Origin of the sequence: Mucilaginibacter ginsenosidivorans (genome assembly GCF_007971025.1) — a bacterium.
Taxonomy (GTDB): domain Bacteria; phylum Bacteroidota; class Bacteroidia; order Sphingobacteriales; family Sphingobacteriaceae; genus Mucilaginibacter; species Mucilaginibacter ginsenosidivorans.
Window position 1 is genome coordinate 4,975,848 of the sequence record NZ_CP042436.1, and the last position, 15,862, is coordinate 4,991,709.

The following is a 15,862-nucleotide window of genomic DNA, read 5'->3' on the forward strand; positions in this document are numbered from 1 at the left end:
AGCTGCTAAGCTATAGGATAAAAATAATATTAAAAAGCGATTTTGGGGTAATTTTAAATGCAATAACCAATAAATCGCTAATTAATAAGCTAAAAAAGAAAATCACAGCTGATCGATATGATAATGATTAAGCAAATTGAGCAAAACACCGTTCGTCCAGCCGAAGCCGTCCTGCAAAGGGTATTCACCGCCACCGGCCTTCACATCGGTGTCTATTACATTGTATTTCTCCATCAACTTACCGGTCGAATTGAAAACACTGATATTGATGCGAACCCAGTTTTCGGCAATAGAACGCGCCAGTTTATATTCCTGGTAATTATTCAGACCGTCGATAGCCATATACTGAAGCGGCGCCCAAGCATTGGGGCTGTCCCATTGTTGGCCCGATCGATCCAGGGTAGTGACCAGTCCGCCCGATTTGAAAAATTTTGATTTAAGCACCTTCGCGACACTGGCTGCCTGTTTAGTGTCAGCTATCCTGAATTCAAGCGGGAAAACACCTGCCAGCGATATATGCGTTGTGGTATGTTTCAACTCCCAGTTATAATCCATATACCAGCCGTCTTTTGCACTCCAGCAATATTTCTGAATCGCGTTGCGGCGTTTCAACGCCTTGGTTTGATAAAGTTTGGACATAGTCATGTTGCCTTGTATACTATAGGATTTGGCAATATCGAGTTCGAGATGGTAAAGAAGACAATTCAGATCCACCGGGATGATGAGCGTGGTTTGTATGGTTTCGAGCCGGCCGGTAGTATCCATCCAGCGTGTGCTGAAATCCCAACCCGATTCCGCAGCCGCACGAATATTACGGTAAAAATCGCCGGGTTTTTGTTTGGTGTCCTTTACCGCGGTCACATCTTTTTTATACGACTCTTCCCGCGGCAGGTCCGATTCATCCCAATAACGGTTCAGTATTTCACCGCCCTGCATCCGTACCGAATTCCGGTAAGCCTGCCCCGGTTGTAATTTATCCGCGCCCTTCATCCAAAAAGTGTATTCTTTTAAAAGCTCGGGTTGGTATTGCGTATAAACTTTCGCGCCCTCGTCCTTTGCCAGGATATCGATCATCATCGAAAAAAAAGGTGGTTGGGACCTTGTTAAATAATAAGTGCGGATACCATTTGGAATAAACCCGTATGTATCCAGCAGGTACGCAAAATTACCGATCATATCATGGATGATCTTGGTTTTGTGGCTCTCCTGCAAACCTAACATGGTGAAATATGAGTCCCAATAATAGGTTTCACGGAAACGCCCGCCGGGGACCACAAAGTCATTTGGTACAGGCAACAAAGAGGAATATTTTGAAACAGTGTCGTGTTTGCGGTACAATACCTGCCACAAAGTGTCGATATGCTTACGAATACCAGCCTGTATATCGCTCTTGAATGCGTCGTTATGCGTACCGGGAATAAAAAAGTTAGCAGTCACAAAGGTTTTAAGATCGAACCCGGGTTTATCTTTCAGGTCGTTATAATCCTTCATAATAAGTGCCGGATCGCGTTTAGCAGTGGCATCGACAAACGTTTTGTTGTCCGGGAAAATATCCGACATCTGCACTGTCTCGAACAAACCGGGGAATAATTGACGCGGGGTTTTTATCTGTGCCCATGCACAGCTAACAGCAACCGCCAGGTATAGCGTTATAAAAAATCTTCTCAGCATTAAGGCGATAATTAGGATAAAGGCAGCAAACCTATATGGATATAAAAATAATTGCTTTAATAATCAAGCGGTTACGTTTGGCTATGGCTTTGGAGATTTTATAAAGAAAATCACCTATGCATTATCATTAAATACCTCAATACCAAATGTTTAAAAACAAATCAACCCGAGAAAATATACGAATAATTTAAGGATTGAGTCGTTTAATGGCTTCCGTTTGAATAGCTTTTGAGGCCGATAATATCGCCGGGAATGGATTTTTGGTTCCATAAGGAGTGAATAACCAGTGCCGCACCAATAGCTGATGCCTGCGCCACTGAGGCTGCGCACACTTCCATTTTTGGGAATTCCCGCGCCAGCAGGTTCATATAAATTTCGTTATGACTAAAACCGCCATCCACAAATAACCTTTTCACCCTAGTGTCCTTCAAAACCAATTGTGTGGAGTAACGCTGTTGCCTAACCAGGTCGAGCATTAATTGGTGATAAGCTTCGTTATGATTGCCGAACATGGTCAAATCCCACTGTTCAAAGCCAGAGGAGCGGGTAAAATCTACCGGGTTCAGGTCTTGCTTAAAATTTTGCTGAAGTCTCGGGATCAATCCATTATTAAATGATAACGTATTAAACTCACCGGCACTTCGATTGAAATGCGCAGCTATCCGCTTTACCTGTTCCTCGTGCTCGTGCCCGGCAAACAGGCGCGATGCTTTTACAGGCTTGCAGGTGTATTGCAAGTAACAAAGACAGTCTTTATTTAATTCATCAGCGGTCAGTTCTGAATGGTCGAACGGATTTAGGCTGATAGACCAGGTACCTGTAGAAAGCAGCACAAATGGCTCTTTGATGCTTACCAGGTACGGTATCAACGCCGCTGAACTGTCGTGGAGACCGCTTCCAACTTTATAACCATGGTTTTCAAAGACACTTTCAGCTGATATAATCGGCGGGAATTTCGATGTCAGCCCCTCCTGCTTTATCCATTGGTGGTAGTCGTTCTTTTTGAAATCCCACATCGCGGTGTGGCAACCGATACCAGTAATGTCATTTACAAATTGCCCGGAAATAAGTGAGCTGATATACTGAGGCAAATGCAAAGCGTATTTGATCTTACCGAATAATTCAGGCTGTTCTTTTTTAATGCGGTACAATTGCAGGCCCGAGTTCAGGCTGCCCAACGCCGGCGAAGCAGTATCAATGCAAAACTGCTCCTGTCCGCCATATTTCGAGTAAAGTTCTTCCTGTAGTTTTTCAGGATAAGGCTTTAAATAATTGTAAAGCGGAGCGAGTGGCTTACCTTTTTCATCAACATAAACCAAACTTGCGCCGTAACCCGAGAAATTGACTGCTTTTATATCGAATTCTTTTTGCTCCGATGCTTCCTTAAACTCTACAAGCACCAATTTTCCAAGCTCATGTACGTTCTCGCATGGAAAACCATCTTCGTCGGTTATTTCAGCAAGCCGCACCGACCGCTCATAAACAATATGATAATCCTCATCAAAAAGGAAAAGCTTTTTGTTGGTTTTGCCGATGTCGAATATAGCGATGACGGGTCTCACGCTGATGATTTACAAACCCGTGGCCACTGTCTTTTCCCCTCTACTGCCGATAAGCGTTTTTCTTATCCCTGCTTCCCTGAATAGTTGAACTGGATCCAGTGCACCGCCTGCTGTCATTCTTGCCTGCGCTACCAAGGGCCGTACATCGGTACGGAACGCCTGCTGCAATATTTCCTGGCATTGGGTTACGTCATTCTGTTCCTGTGCCGTGTTCAAAGCATCCCGGTCGACGATCAGCGCCTGCGCATAAGCAATCTTGATGGCCTCAACCGATTGCATCAGGTCCTCCAGCGGGTCTTTCAAATTATGGGAAGCATCTATCATCCATCCCAAACCCGTGGCATGATCCATCCCGCGCGCGTCCATGCCTTCAACCAATTCGTTAAATATCAGGAACAGCTGGTAAGGTTTGATGCTACCAGCGGTCAGGTCATCATCCGCATATTTGGAATCATTAAAGTGGAAACCGCCCAGTTTACCTTCCATCAGCAGCAGGCTTACGATCTGCTCGATATTGGCGTTGGCCAAATGATGTCCCAGGTCGACCAAAGTATAGGCCTTTGGCCCCAATTTATTGGCCAGCGTAAACGATTGCCCCCAGTCGCCAATGGTAGTGGAATAAAAACTTGGTTCGAAAGCCTTGTATTCGATCAGCATTTTCCAGTCGGCATGTAAGGCCTGGTATATTTCCTGCAAGCTTTCGAGCGTTCGCTGAAAGGCTTTTCTAAAGTTAAGCTGACCTGGAAAACTCGATCCATCCGCAAGCCAAACCGTCAACGCCTTCGAGCCTAATTCGACCCCGTGTCTTATGACTTCAATATTATGCTCAACAGCCTGCTTTCTCACTTTCGGGTCGACATGATGTAGCGAGCCAAATTTGTAACTCAGCGCCTGCCCCGGCTGATCCTGGAAAGTATTGGAATTTACTGCATCGAACTGGATACCATATTGTGCCGCAAGTTCTCTTGTAGCCTTATAGTCTTTCGGAATATCCCAGGGAATATGTAAGGATATAGCCCCGCTTGAACGGTTTAACGCATGCAGCAGGCCCACATCTTCTATCTTTTCCTCCAGATTGCGCGGCTCGCCACCGCCGCTAAAACGGCCAAAACGCGTGCCGCCCGTTCCAAGGGCCCAGCTTGGTATAGCTATGTTGAACGCTGTCAGCTTTTGCAACACTTCGTCAAGGTTGGCCACATCAGCCGATACAAATTCAAATTTACGCTGATGCTCTTTTATACGCTGCTGGTTATGCCCATCAATAACCGATCTGTCTAATTGCATACTATTGATTTATATTGGTCACGGTAAATAAAAAACTACCTTACAAACGCCGTTGCCAAACCACCATCCACGTTCAGCACATTACCCGTTGATTTATTCAGCAAACCACCTACCAACGCGAAACAAGCGTTAGCTATATCATCCGGTAGAATCACCTCGTTCAGTAATGTACGTTTGGCATAATAGGCAGGCAGCTCTTCTACCGTAATACCGTAAGCTTTGGCCCTGCCCTCGGCCCAGCCGCCCGCCCAGATATTGCTGTCGCTGATCACCGCATCAGGGTTCACCGCGTTTACCCGTATCTTATCTCCGCCCAGTTCGGCTGCATTCAGCCTGCTTAAGTGCAATTGTGCTGCTTTGGCGCTGCCATAGCCTGCATTGTTCGGTCCGGATACCAATGCGTTTTTGCTGACAATATTGATCACATCACCGCCAATGTCCTGCTTTTTCATCACAGCGACTGCAGCCTGCGTCACCATAAACTGGCCCTTCACCAGCACATCGTACAGCAGGTCCCAATCTTTTTCAGTATGATCGGCGATAGACTTCGAGATAGATAAGCCTGCATTGTTCACCACGATATCCACCCCACCAAATTCCAGCGCAGCCGTTTCAAAAGCCTGCTTTATCTGCTCTGCTCTGGTTACATCCAACAACGCGGTTGTATAAGCATCCTTTCCGAATTTACTCTTAAACTCCTCACCGGCTCCCTGCAGGCGTTCGGCATTCATATCATTCAGGATAACCACCGCCCCTTCTTCGGCGAATTTTTTGGAGATAGCTTTGCCAATACCTCCCGCACTGCCCGTTACCAGGGCTATCCTGCCCGATAAAGCCTTGGGCTTCGGCATGCGTTGTAATTTGGCTTCTTCCAATAACCAGTATTCAATATCAAAGGCCTCCTGCCGCGGCAGCGATGTATATTCCGAAATAGCTTCGGCACCCTTCATCACGTTAATGGCATTGGTATAGAATTCTGCTGCCACGCGCGCCGTTTGTTTGTCCTTTGAAAACGAGAATAAACCAACGCCGGGATATAAAATGATCACCGGGTTGGTGTCCCTTATCGCCGGACTATTCGGGTGTTTGCACTTATCATAGTACTCCGTATACATTTTACGGTAGGCCTCAAATGCTGGCGCAAGTTTTTCTTTCAGTGCTTTGGTATCGCTTAGATCGTCATCTGCTTTAAGCTCCAACACCAGCGGACTTATCTTTGTCCTCAAAAAGTGGTCGGGGCAGCTGGTACCCATCGGCGCAAGGCGGTCAAGGTCGTTCGAATTGATAAATTCCAGTACACGCGCATCATCCGTAAAATGACCGATCATGTGCCGCTGGCTCGAGCAAAACCCGCGCAGTACCGGGGCAATGGCGGCAGCTTGGTTTTTTCGCCCGGCTTCATCAAGGCTCTGTATTTTATGTCCGCCGAAAACCGGCCGGGTTTTGCCATAGTTGGCTTCTAAATATTCAGCGCATTTCTCGATTACTTCCAGCGTATTTACATAGCTTTCGTAGGCCGTATCGCCCCAGGTAAATAGTCCATGCGAGCCCAGCATAATTCCCCTGATGCCGGGATTATCATCCAAACACTGTTTCAATTTCAACCCCAGGTCGAAACCCGGGCGCTGCCATTCTACCCAGCCTATTTTGCCTCCGAATAACTCCTGCGTTATACGTTTCCCATCCTTTGCCGCCGCAATGGCTATGGCTGCATCGGGGTGCAGGTGGTCGATATGCTTAAAGGGTAAAAATCCGTGCAGTGGTGTATCTATCGACGGCGCCTTCGAGTCGAGGTCGTAAATGCAGTGATTGAAAAGGCCCACCATTTCATCCTCGTGCTCAATACCGCGGTAAATATTCTTCAGGCTAAGCAGTTTATCTTCATACAAAGCCGCCAGGCCGCTTTTTTTCAGCGTGCCCAGGTCGCCGCCCGAGCCTTTGATCCACATCACTTCTACGTCCTTACCAGTCAGCGGGTCTGGACTCATAACTTTGCACGAGGTATTGCCGCCGCCATAATTCGTCAGCCGCAGATCGGCCCCTAACAGGTTCGACCGGTATATTAACAAAGCAACCTCGTCGCCGGCCAGCTCAGCCGCTTTCGCATCATCCCAGAGGTAACTTACATGCTTGAATTTCATAGGTGTTATTTTTAGCTGAAAGCTGAAAGCATAAAGTCCAAAGCTATTTGGCTTGTCCTTTAAACTTCTAAGCTTTCATATCATTTATTATCATTAGTTAGTTTCATTTTTCATTTAGCTTTTCGCCTTAGTCTTTCGGCTTATGCTCTTTCAGCTTTACCCTCTTTTAGCTTTCTGCTTTGGTCTCTCAGCTTTCAGCTCACTTTATGGAGTTCCCATACCCCACAATCAGCACCGAAAGCATAATGGTGGCTATCCCGGCAATCACGGTCATCATGGCCTTGCGGCTTACGCCTTTCCATTCTTTCAGCACAAGTCCCCAAAGGTTGGCCGTCAGGATAATGAACGCCATGTGTAATATCCAACTGCTGGCGCCGTTGCCCAGCCTGCTTTCGCCCATGCCATAGAAAAAGAACTGCATAAACCACGTGGTACCCGCCAGTGCCGAAAACAGGTAATTGGCCGCCAGTGGCGTTTTTCCGTCGGTATAGTTACCAAAGGTACGGTTGCGCGCGTTAAGCACCATACACCAGATAAAATTTGTGGTGAGGCCCCCCAGCAATATCACAATATAGGTCACATTATTCTGGAATAAAAACTCGCCCTGCCCGGCGTGAGTACTCTTCCAGACCTCGTTGGCTACGTTCGCCATATCCTTGCCGGCATCAATACCGAAAGCAAAACAGGCGCTCAGCACACCGCTAATTATCGATACAAACAACCCCAGCCCAAACTTATACTCCGCGTTATGGCTCTTTACATCACCTTTTGATAGCTCGCGTTCCTTCATGGTGCCCGCTTTGCCGCATATTACAATGCCCAGTACACACACCAGTACACCCAGCAGCACCATTTGCCCCCAATGACTGTGCAGCATCATGCTGAAGCTGTCCTTACCCTGCTTTGGGTAAAAATCATAATAGAACGACGGTATCAGCGCGCCGAAGATGGAACATAGCCCCAGTATAATGGTACTACCCAGCGACACCCCCAAATACCGTACACCCAGCCCGTAAGTGAGCCCGCCGATACCCCATAACACCCCAAACAAATAAGTATAGAACCGCACGCTGCCACTTGCATGGCGGATAATATCCATAAAGCCCGGCACCGTAAGCCACGCCGCTATGAACGGGACTATGAGCCATGAAAAGAGCCCGCCAACTATCCAGAAGCTTTCCCAGGCCCAGTTGCGCACCTTTTTGTACGGTATATAAAAACTGCCCGACGCAAAGCCGCCGATGAAGTGAAAAATTACTCCGAATAATGCCTGCATGAAAAATGGGTTATAAATTGATACCGCAATTTAACGGAAGATTTCGAATATCGGGTGTCCGATGCCGGATTTGTTGGCGGGGGACTCCTGGATTGTTTTATTGTTAAATTGTTTTATTGTTGAATTGTTGGGAGGATGGTAAAAGTCGAATGCTTTCGTTCCTTTAAATAATCCTGGTCCGCTGACCAGCATAGTTCGGAGATTGCTTCGTCGTTCCTCCTCGCAATGACGGTCGCTTTGCTTCGTCGTAACTACTCGCCTGCCTGCCGGACAAGTTCTCAATGACGATTTCGGGCAATACGTTGGAATCATAGCCCTCATTCCATCACAAAAATCATAGTTCAGACAAACAAAAAAACCGCCCGGGCTTATGCACCACGGACGGTTAGTTTAGTTATTATTGAGTATCGTCGGGCTATTATTACCTGTTGCCGCCACCTGCGCCGCCGGCTCCCTGCTGCTGGTTCGAGTCGCCTTGTTTCAGGTCATCGTTCTGGATGCCTTGTTTGCGCGGCTGGCTAAACGTCATCTTGCCAAAGCTGTAGCTAAACGTAACGCCGAACGAACGGAACGGCACTACATTGGTGCTGGTTTGCGTAAAGCCGGGACTGCTGATCTTGCTATCGAAATGTTTGTCGTTAGCAAAGGGCTGCACCACATTGATGCCCACCGACATTTTCTTTTGCATCAGTTGCTTGCGCACACCTATGCCGTACATGGCAAACGCCGGGTTGGTACCCTGTATGGTGCGGCGCGACGAGCCGCCAAAGCCGAACATTTCGGCCAGGTAGTTGTTGGGCAGGGTAAGCGTACCACGCAAAAACCCGTTATACATTATATAAGTGCCGTTTTGTGTTTTGTCGGTGCTAAACTCTCCTGTTGGGTCGGGTTTATAGGTGTACATGTTAACATTGCCGGTTATGGTAAATATTTTGAACGGCGTAACGCTGCCGAACAAGCTGCCTCCAATGGAGTTATTAACCCCCACATTCTGAAAACGGGTAAGCGTACCGCCTTCGGGTGTGCCGTCCACAATTACCGAGATCGGGGTCGCAATGCCTTCTATCAGGCCGGTGGTATGCCGGTAATAAATACTGGTATTGAGCGACGATGTGCCGAAGAAAGCGTTATAATCCAGCTCGTACGTGTTGGACGTTTCCGGGTTAAGCTCGGGGTTGCCCACCGATTGGCTCTGCGGCGAGCTTGTATTGATAAACGGGTTCAGGAACTGCAGGCTCGGCCTGGCAATACGTTTCGAATAGATCACTTTCAGGGTATTATTACCACCCAATTGTTTTTGCAGCGTCAGGCTCGGGATAAAGGTATTGTAGCTCTGATCGAAAGGCGACAGGTTCTGTGAGGCGTTTACCGGGTCGCCGTGAATATTGGTATTCTCGTCGCGTATACCCGCCAAAATGGCCCATTTATCCGGCAGGGTAAAGGTAAGCACGGTGTAACCCGCATACACATCCTGGTTATATTTATAGATATTGGACAGAACAGGGTCGAACGTGAGGTTCGACGGGTCCTGGTTAAAATCGTAATAGTCCGAAACGCTGTTGATGCGCCTGATGATGGTTTTACCACCCGCCTCAACTTTTAATACCTTGCTAACCGGCAGGCTGTAATCCAACTGGAACGTGTACTCGTTATTGATGCTGTTGATGTTATTTGTAAGGTCGGAGAATGCCGCCGTGTAGGTATTGGCATAATTGTTCACCCCTGATCCGCGGCTCCATTGGGTTGAAAAAACCAATTCGTGCCCCTTCTCGTCAAATTTGTGCGTATAGTCCATGTTCCAGTCGAAATTGCTGAACGAGTTTTTACCGTCGGATGTAAAGGAATATGGCACGGCCGAATCGGTATTTGAACTACCGTTGGTTGTAAAGCTAAAATGCATCAGCCTGAAGGTGGTATTGATGCTATTGTACGCGTTAAAATCGTAACCGGCGCTGGCCGAGCTGAAAATACCATGACGTGCCACCCGGCTTGTGCCTTTGGTTGATGTGGTTGTGTTGATGGTATCGTTCTGGATATGCTGTTCAAAATCGGATGTACTGGTTGCTGGCCAGCTTAAAAACGACCCCAGGTTTGCCGAAGCGTGGAACCGGCCCTTGTTATAGTTCAGGTTCATGTTGCCGTTATTTTGCCGTGTGCCCACACCGCCGTTGATGGAGCCGCTGATACCCGAAACATTTTTTTGCTTGGTAACGATGTTGATGATACCGGCGGAACCCTCTGCATCGTACTTGGCCGACGGCGAGGTGATCACTTCGATATTCTTGATCTGGTCGGCTGGGATAGACTTCAAAACGTCGGCCAGGTTTGCAGCCGATGAACCGGTTTGCTTTCCGTTGATCAGCAAGCGCACATTCTGGTCGCCCCTTACCGATACATTGCCGTTGATATCTACCGATACCATAGGCACCTTGCCCAATACATCGCTGGCCGTACCACCCGATGCGGTGATATCCTTCTCGACATTATAAACCAGTTTGTCTATCTTATTTTCGACAAGACCAGCCTGTCCCACTACCGTTACCTCGTTTAAACTCCGCTGACTTGGCGCCAAAAATATGTCGCCTAAGTTCCTGTCGGGTTTGCCTGGCGTTGTGATTACCGAATTGATAGTTTTTGAAGGATAGCCCAGGAAGCTGACGGTAACTTTGTAAGTTCCTGCCTGCACATTCTCAAATTTAAAATTTCCTTTTTCGTCGGTAATAACGCCGTTTATAGGCGCTTTTACATTTTCAGCATACAAGGCGATAGTTGCATAATCAATAGGTTTTTTTGAGATGGAATCGATCACCGTTCCCGTTATCCTGCCTACAACCGACGAGCCGCCGGGCCTGTTTGGGCCACCGCCTGCCGGAAACTGGGCCCTAACTGTTAGTGTCATAACTGTTAGTAATATGAGGGTAAGAATTTGCTTCATGTGTCATTGTGTTATTTATACACACAAAGCAATGCAATTAAAGTCACTGAAAATTATCTATTAGACATTCGGGAGCATTTTGCCGACCGAGCCCCGTTTTTAATCGATGGGGTATCTTCGGTTGGCAGGGCAATTTCCGGCCGGCATGGTTACACATCGGGGTTCCGGCACTGCAAACCAAGTTGGCTTATTCCCGCCTGGTCAACCCGTTCCGGCTGTGCGCCACAGTGAAAACACCTGTATTTATCAAAAATTACCGCATTACAAACTTTTGCTTTACTTTAGCAGAGTAATCTACGCTCATGGTAAAACTATTTGTCAGCGGGTTCCCGCTGAATATGGACGAAATAGAACTGGTAAAAATGTTCAGCCTGCATGGCGATGTCAAGACGATAAAGCTGGTGAGGGATAAAAAGACGCGGGTATGCAAAGGCTACGGTTTTATCGAAATGGCCGACATGGCCTCGGCAGAAAATGCCATCGCCGCGCTAAATGGTGAACCAATGGGCGACCGCAAGCTCACCATCAATATTCGTGAGGATGAGCCTGAAGCTCCTGCAGCCCCGGCTGCTCCTGCACCCCGCACTGCGGCCCCAGCCGAACGGTTTTCGCCACGCGTGTTCAGAGAGCTTCCAAAACCCGGCGAACCCTTAAAGAAAAAACGCCCGAGAAGGCCGATGTAAACCGACCGAGGACGTTCCCGTCCCGCTCAACTCATCCCCTCTAATTCACCCAAACGGTTATCTGCCTCGTTGAATTATCCTCCGCAAAAAGAATACGGCAGGCCGGCAGGTGATATTCCCTCAAGGTTTTAAGGCCGGTTTTTAGCGCTTCAAGCAGGTTCTGTTTTCGTTCAGGTGATGTTTTATCGTCGCCGTACTCGGCAGCCATGGCCCAGGGGCACAACAGGCGCGAACCGGGTATAAGGATGTTATGATGCTCGCCGGCAGCAGGATATATAAAAAGCCAAAAAGCCGGGTCTGGGTAAGACACCGGCTTTTTGTCCTGTTCGCGCAATTGCTTAAACAGCGGAAATTCTTCCGATATATCAGTGATCTGATCTCTCATGATGTTTAGTCTTAATGAACATTTACTACTAAGACTACAAACACCCCGAATAGTTTACAAAAAGTTACTAACGTTCAGGCAGTTATCCACATCCGGCTTTGCCGGATGAAGCGGAAAGCAGAAAGACCAAAGCTGAAAGCCGGACTTCGCTCGTTTTAGTCTTTCAGCTTTATGCTTTAAACCCCTAATGCAGCGCCGTTGTGCTATACAGGTGATACTCGCCTGGCGCCAGCGTCATAGACATGGGCAAGGCAGTCACATTAATTGTTCCGCCGGTAAAGTTGTCAATATAGGTACCCACCGCCGGGAAAGGCACATTGGCGGTCTGGCTGGTGACGCCAAAATTACCTACCACTTCCACATTGTTATCGGTTCCTATTAGCTGGATATATTTTACCGTGCTGCCTAGTCCATAATGAAAATTAGTGGTGGTAAACACGGCATTGTTTATTTTCCATTTGATCATTTTGGCATAGGTGGCATACAGCTGATGGCGGTTGGCATCGGCCATATATTCCCAGTGCGGGGGTTTGTCGCTGAGGCGGCCGCCGAAGTCATTGATGCTAAAATCGTAACCACGTTCGCCAAATTCCCAAAGCATCTTGGGCCCAGGCGATGAGAACATAAAGGCCGCACCCATTTCATCCCGCTTAAGACCGGTGGCTAAGTCTTTGATACTGTAGCTGCCGTTCGAGTTGCCATACATGCCGTTTTTATATTGCAGGCGCTCCTCATCATGGCTCTCAAAATAAGTTACCAGCGCATAAGGATTGGTAAAGCCCATCTGGTCGTAAAAGATACCCGAAAAATCCCACGAACCGCCAGCATCGTTATAGCTCATCAGCGCCTGCTCGGCCGGGCCCGAAAGGTTTTGCCAGGTCATCATACCTTGATTAGCCAGTTCCGACTCTTCCTGCGGACTGGCAAAATCTTCAAGTATCACGTAAAGCTTAGGATCGAGACTAAGCATATAGCTGTTGTAATCCTTCCAGATGGCAACACGGCTCGCATCATACTGTCCCCAAAGGTTTACATCGCTGCCGCTGTTAAATTGGGTAAAACCCTTAGCCAGGTCGAACCGGAACCCGTCTACATGGTATTCCTGTACCCACCATTTAAGCACGTTTTTGACAAAAGTTTTTGTAGCGGCGCTTTCATGGTTAAACTGGAAACCCACATTGTATGGGTGAGTGGGGTTGGTGTTATACCAGGGGTTGGTGGACGATGGCGCGGTACCGTTCCAGTACATCTGCACCATAGGCGACGAACCAAAAGAGTGATTCAGCACGATATCCTGTATCACGGCTATGCCTTTGCTGTGGCAGGCATCTATCAGGGCCTTCAGGTCGTTTTTGGTGCCGTAATATTTATCCGGTGCAAAATAGAAATTAGGGTTATATCCCCACGAATCGTTCCCCTCAAACTCATTCACCGGCATCAATTCGATAGCGTTCACGCCGAGATTTTTGAAATAGCTGAGCGTGTCTTTTATAGTCTTGTAATCGTGCGTAGCTACAAAATCGCGAACCAGCAACTCATAGATCACCAGGTTCTTAGGGTCGGGGCGGGTGAACGATGTGGTGGTCCAGCTATAAGTTGGTTGGCTATACCAGAAAGTACTTACAATACCCGTTTCCCCCGCAGGGTAAGCTTTCAGGTTTGGATACACCGTTGTAGGTATGTTTTTATCATTATCCGGGTCGAGCACCTTTTCAGTGTACGGGTCAGCAACTTTGATGGAGCCGTCAATCACATATTGGTAAGCGTATTCTTTGGAGGGATCAAGATTATCCACCTGCACCCACCAACGGTTGCCGTCTTTGGAATTTTTCATAGCTGTTGGCGACCAGCCGTTAAACTCGCCTATTACTGAAACATTCTTTTTCTTGGGGGCATACAGGTTGAATATTACCGATTTGCCCGCGTTGATAAAGGTTACGCCGTCCTTTGAACCGGCAGGCGGATCTACGCCATCCTTGTTTCCGGTAACGTTCCCGGAGCCGTTGTCGTTTTTAGGCGTCTTCTTGCATGAAGTACCACCGATTAGCAGTACAACAATCAGTAACAGGTATAAATTTCTGAATTTCATCTTTTGCGTGTCTATAAAATTGGCTTCTAAATTTAAAGTGATTTTTTGATTAAATGGCAAAAAGCCGCGAAATAAAATTATTCCCAAAGGATTTGAATGGCATAAAACTACGCCGGAAGGTTATAACAAGCACGGCAGCGGGGCTCGTAGCTTTCCTTTTCGCCTAACAAAACTGTTGCCTCATCGGCTACGAGGCGGTAGGAATAAAGGGCAGGGTTACCGCAGCGAACGCACACGGCATGTACTTTAGTCACCGACTCAGCGATAGTCATCAGTTGTGGCATAGGGCCAAAAGGCTTTCCTTTGAAATCCATGTCGAGGCCCGCCACAATCACACGCACACCCCTGTTTGCCAGTATATTGCAAACATTCGGCAACTCATCGTCAAAAAACTGGGCCTCGTCAATACCCACCACCTGCACGTCGCTGCCAAGCAGTAAAATGGATGAAGAATTTTCAACCGGGGTCGACTGGATGTAATTGGCGTTATGCGATACTACAGCCGTTTCGTCAAAGCGGGTATCAGTGCGCGGTTTAAATATTTCTACCGACAGCCGGGCTATTTGCGCGCGACGCAGGCGACGTATCAGCTCCTCGGTCTTCCCCGAGAACATCGACCCGCAAATAACCTCGATGCTGCCGCCCAGTTCACTTCTTCGCCTAAAAACATCCTCGGTGTACAGCATGCTCAACTCATTTATAGCGGGCAAATATCATAATTTAATCCTACTTTTGATAAGGATTTTCGATACACTGCCATGAAGCAACAGGAAGTTTTTAAAAAGATAGGCACCATATTAAAGGAATTAAACGACCAGTATGAATACCTGGAAAGCGCCGATAACCAGTTGAACGACCTCGAACTTGAACTGTTCGTCGCCAATGCGCATTTCCTCGCCGACCACTCCTCGGTACTCCGCAAACTTAACATGCAGAATACAGTTACTCCACCCGTGCCTGTTAAGGAAGAAACGCCCAAAACGGATGAGAAATTTTTCGAACCTGTAGTTCAGCAGGCCAAATCGGTGCCCGAACCTGAAACTGCCGATGAGCCAGCCCCAGTTGAAACAACAAGCCAGGTTGATGACAGCCCCGCGCCACATATCGACCTGTCGGCCAACGGTGCCGATGACGATTTTTCTTACATCCGGCCCGAACCGGAAGTGATCAAACATGAATTGGTGCTGGACGAGTCGGAGGTGTGGGAAGATGAAGACGATACTGGTTTTGAGATTGATGAGACAGCAGAAATTGAAGAAGAGCCGGTATCAGCATCACCCATAAAACAACCTGAGATTATAGAAGAGCCGGTGAAAGAACCCGAACCTGTAAAGCAGCCGGAACTGGCGAAAGAAGCACCGATAACCGAAACACCCAAACCGGCACCATCCGTTGAATTGCAAATGGCAAAGGCCCCGGTTGAGGTTAAAACTGACACTGCTACCGAAGAGCCATTGACCATCAACCAAATGATATCGGCCCAGCTGAATAAAACAGCAAAGGTGGCCGAACAACTGCATGCCCCGGCCATCACCGATCTGAAACAGGCCATCAACCTGAACGATAAGCTGCTTTATATTAAAGACCTGTTTAACGGCTATAACCTGGCTTACAGCGAAGCGATCGACCTGTTAAACAGATTCTCTACTTTTGCGGAAGCGGAAGATTTCCTGAAAACTAATTACGCTACCAAGAACAACTGGGACGCTAAAGAGAGTACCGTTGAGAAATTTTATGCGTTGCTGAAGAGAAGGTATTCTTAAGCGGCAGTTGCAGTAGCAGTGGCACTTAGGCTTAATAGTTAGTGAAGGTTTACTGCAACTTTAAACTGCTACT

General features: G+C 47.7%; 11 protein-coding genes. 2 read left to right on the forward strand and 9 right to left on the reverse strand.

The genetic code is table 11. The features are described from left to right. Positions 1-102: 102 nt before the first annotated feature. The 6 genes from treF to FRZ54_RS22700 form a co-directional block, all read right to left on the reverse strand. Complete coding sequence (gene treF, locus FRZ54_RS22675) at positions 103-1,671, reverse strand: alpha,alpha-trehalase TreF (protein WP_147034086.1); 1,569 nt, start codon at positions 1,669-1,671, stop codon at positions 103-105. 203 nt (positions 1,672-1,874) lie between these two features. Beyond that, a complete protein-coding gene (locus FRZ54_RS22680; RefSeq protein ID WP_317131598.1) occupies positions 1,875-3,233 on the reverse strand; it encodes an FGGY-family carbohydrate kinase in 1,359 nt (452 codons plus the stop codon). 9 nt (positions 3,234-3,242) lie between these two features. Beyond that, the gene (locus FRZ54_RS22685; RefSeq protein WP_147034088.1) at positions 3,243-4,517 is read right to left on the reverse strand and encodes a TIM barrel protein; all 1,275 of its coding nucleotides are present in this window, start codon (positions 4,515-4,517) and stop codon (positions 3,243-3,245) included. Between the two features lie 35 nt (positions 4,518-4,552). Next, positions 4,553-6,658, reverse strand: a complete 2,106-nt coding sequence (locus FRZ54_RS22690) for a bifunctional aldolase/short-chain dehydrogenase (protein ID WP_147034089.1) — start codon at positions 6,656-6,658, stop codon at positions 4,553-4,555. A 199-nt stretch (positions 6,659-6,857) separates the two neighbouring features. After that, on the reverse strand, positions 6,858-7,934 hold the full coding sequence (gene rhaT / locus FRZ54_RS22695) for an L-rhamnose/proton symporter RhaT (protein ID WP_147034090.1): 1,077 nt from the start codon (positions 7,932-7,934) through the stop codon (positions 6,858-6,860). Between the two features lie 421 nt (positions 7,935-8,355). Beyond that, on the reverse strand, positions 8,356-10,833 hold the full coding sequence (locus tag FRZ54_RS22700) for a TonB-dependent receptor domain-containing protein (RefSeq protein WP_187359700.1): 2,478 nt from the start codon (positions 10,831-10,833) through the stop codon (positions 8,356-8,358). A gap of 338 nt (positions 10,834-11,171) precedes the next feature. On the opposite strand from FRZ54_RS22700, the gene FRZ54_RS22705 reads away from it, so the two are divergent. Then, on the forward strand, positions 11,172-11,552 hold the full coding sequence (locus FRZ54_RS22705; protein WP_147034092.1) for an RNA recognition motif domain-containing protein: 381 nt from the start codon (positions 11,172-11,174) through the stop codon (positions 11,550-11,552). Between the two features lie 40 nt (positions 11,553-11,592). On the opposite strand, the gene FRZ54_RS22710 is transcribed toward FRZ54_RS22705, so the two are convergent. The 3 genes from FRZ54_RS22710 to FRZ54_RS22720 form a co-directional block, all read right to left on the reverse strand. Continuing rightward, positions 11,593-11,937, reverse strand: a complete 345-nt coding sequence (locus FRZ54_RS22710) for a hypothetical protein (protein ID WP_147034093.1) — start codon at positions 11,935-11,937, stop codon at positions 11,593-11,595. A gap of 184 nt (positions 11,938-12,121) precedes the next feature. After that, positions 12,122-14,026 (reverse strand): alpha-amylase family glycosyl hydrolase, encoded by a 1,905-nt coding sequence (locus tag FRZ54_RS22715; protein WP_147034094.1) that lies wholly within the window; start codon positions 14,024-14,026, stop codon positions 12,122-12,124. A gap of 107 nt (positions 14,027-14,133) precedes the next feature. Then, entirely contained in the window at positions 14,134-14,712 is a 579-nt protein-coding gene (locus FRZ54_RS22720) for a thymidine kinase (RefSeq protein ID WP_147034572.1), read from the reverse strand. A gap of 72 nt (positions 14,713-14,784) precedes the next feature. Between FRZ54_RS22720 and FRZ54_RS22725 the strand changes: the two genes are divergently transcribed. Beyond that, positions 14,785-15,789 carry a hypothetical protein gene (locus tag FRZ54_RS22725; RefSeq protein ID WP_147034095.1) on the forward strand — a complete coding sequence of 335 codons (1,005 nt, stop codon included), beginning with the start codon at positions 14,785-14,787 and terminating at the stop codon, positions 15,787-15,789. The last annotated feature ends 73 nt before the right edge of the window (positions 15,790-15,862 follow it).

Bases quoted from the DNA above. Each gene is read 5' to 3' on its own strand.
- treF (WP_147034086.1), bottom strand. From the start codon at position 1,671: ATGCTGAGAAGATTTTTTATAACGCTATACCTGGCGGTTGCTGTTAGC.
- FRZ54_RS22685 (WP_147034088.1), bottom strand. From the start codon at position 4,517: ATGCAATTAGACAGATCGGTTATTGATGGGCATAACCAGCAGCGTATA.
- FRZ54_RS22690 (WP_147034089.1), bottom strand. From the start codon at position 6,658: ATGAAATTCAAGCATGTAAGTTACCTCTGGGATGATGCGAAAGCGGCT.
- rhaT (WP_147034090.1), bottom strand. From the start codon at position 7,934: ATGCAGGCATTATTCGGAGTAATTTTTCACTTCATCGGCGGCTTTGCG.
- FRZ54_RS22700 (WP_187359700.1), bottom strand. From the start codon at position 10,833: ATGACACTAACAGTTAGGGCCCAGTTTCCGGCAGGCGGTGGCCCAAAC.
- FRZ54_RS22705 (WP_147034092.1), top strand. From the start codon at position 11,172: ATGGTAAAACTATTTGTCAGCGGGTTCCCGCTGAATATGGACGAAATA.
- FRZ54_RS22710 (WP_147034093.1), bottom strand. From the start codon at position 11,937: ATGAGAGATCAGATCACTGATATATCGGAAGAATTTCCGCTGTTTAAG.
- FRZ54_RS22715 (WP_147034094.1), bottom strand. From the start codon at position 14,026: ATGAAATTCAGAAATTTATACCTGTTACTGATTGTTGTACTGCTAATC.
- FRZ54_RS22720 (WP_147034572.1), bottom strand. From the start codon at position 14,712: ATGCTGTACACCGAGGATGTTTTTAGGCGAAGAAGTGAACTGGGCGGC.
- FRZ54_RS22725 (WP_147034095.1), top strand. From the start codon at position 14,785: ATGAAGCAACAGGAAGTTTTTAAAAAGATAGGCACCATATTAAAGGAA.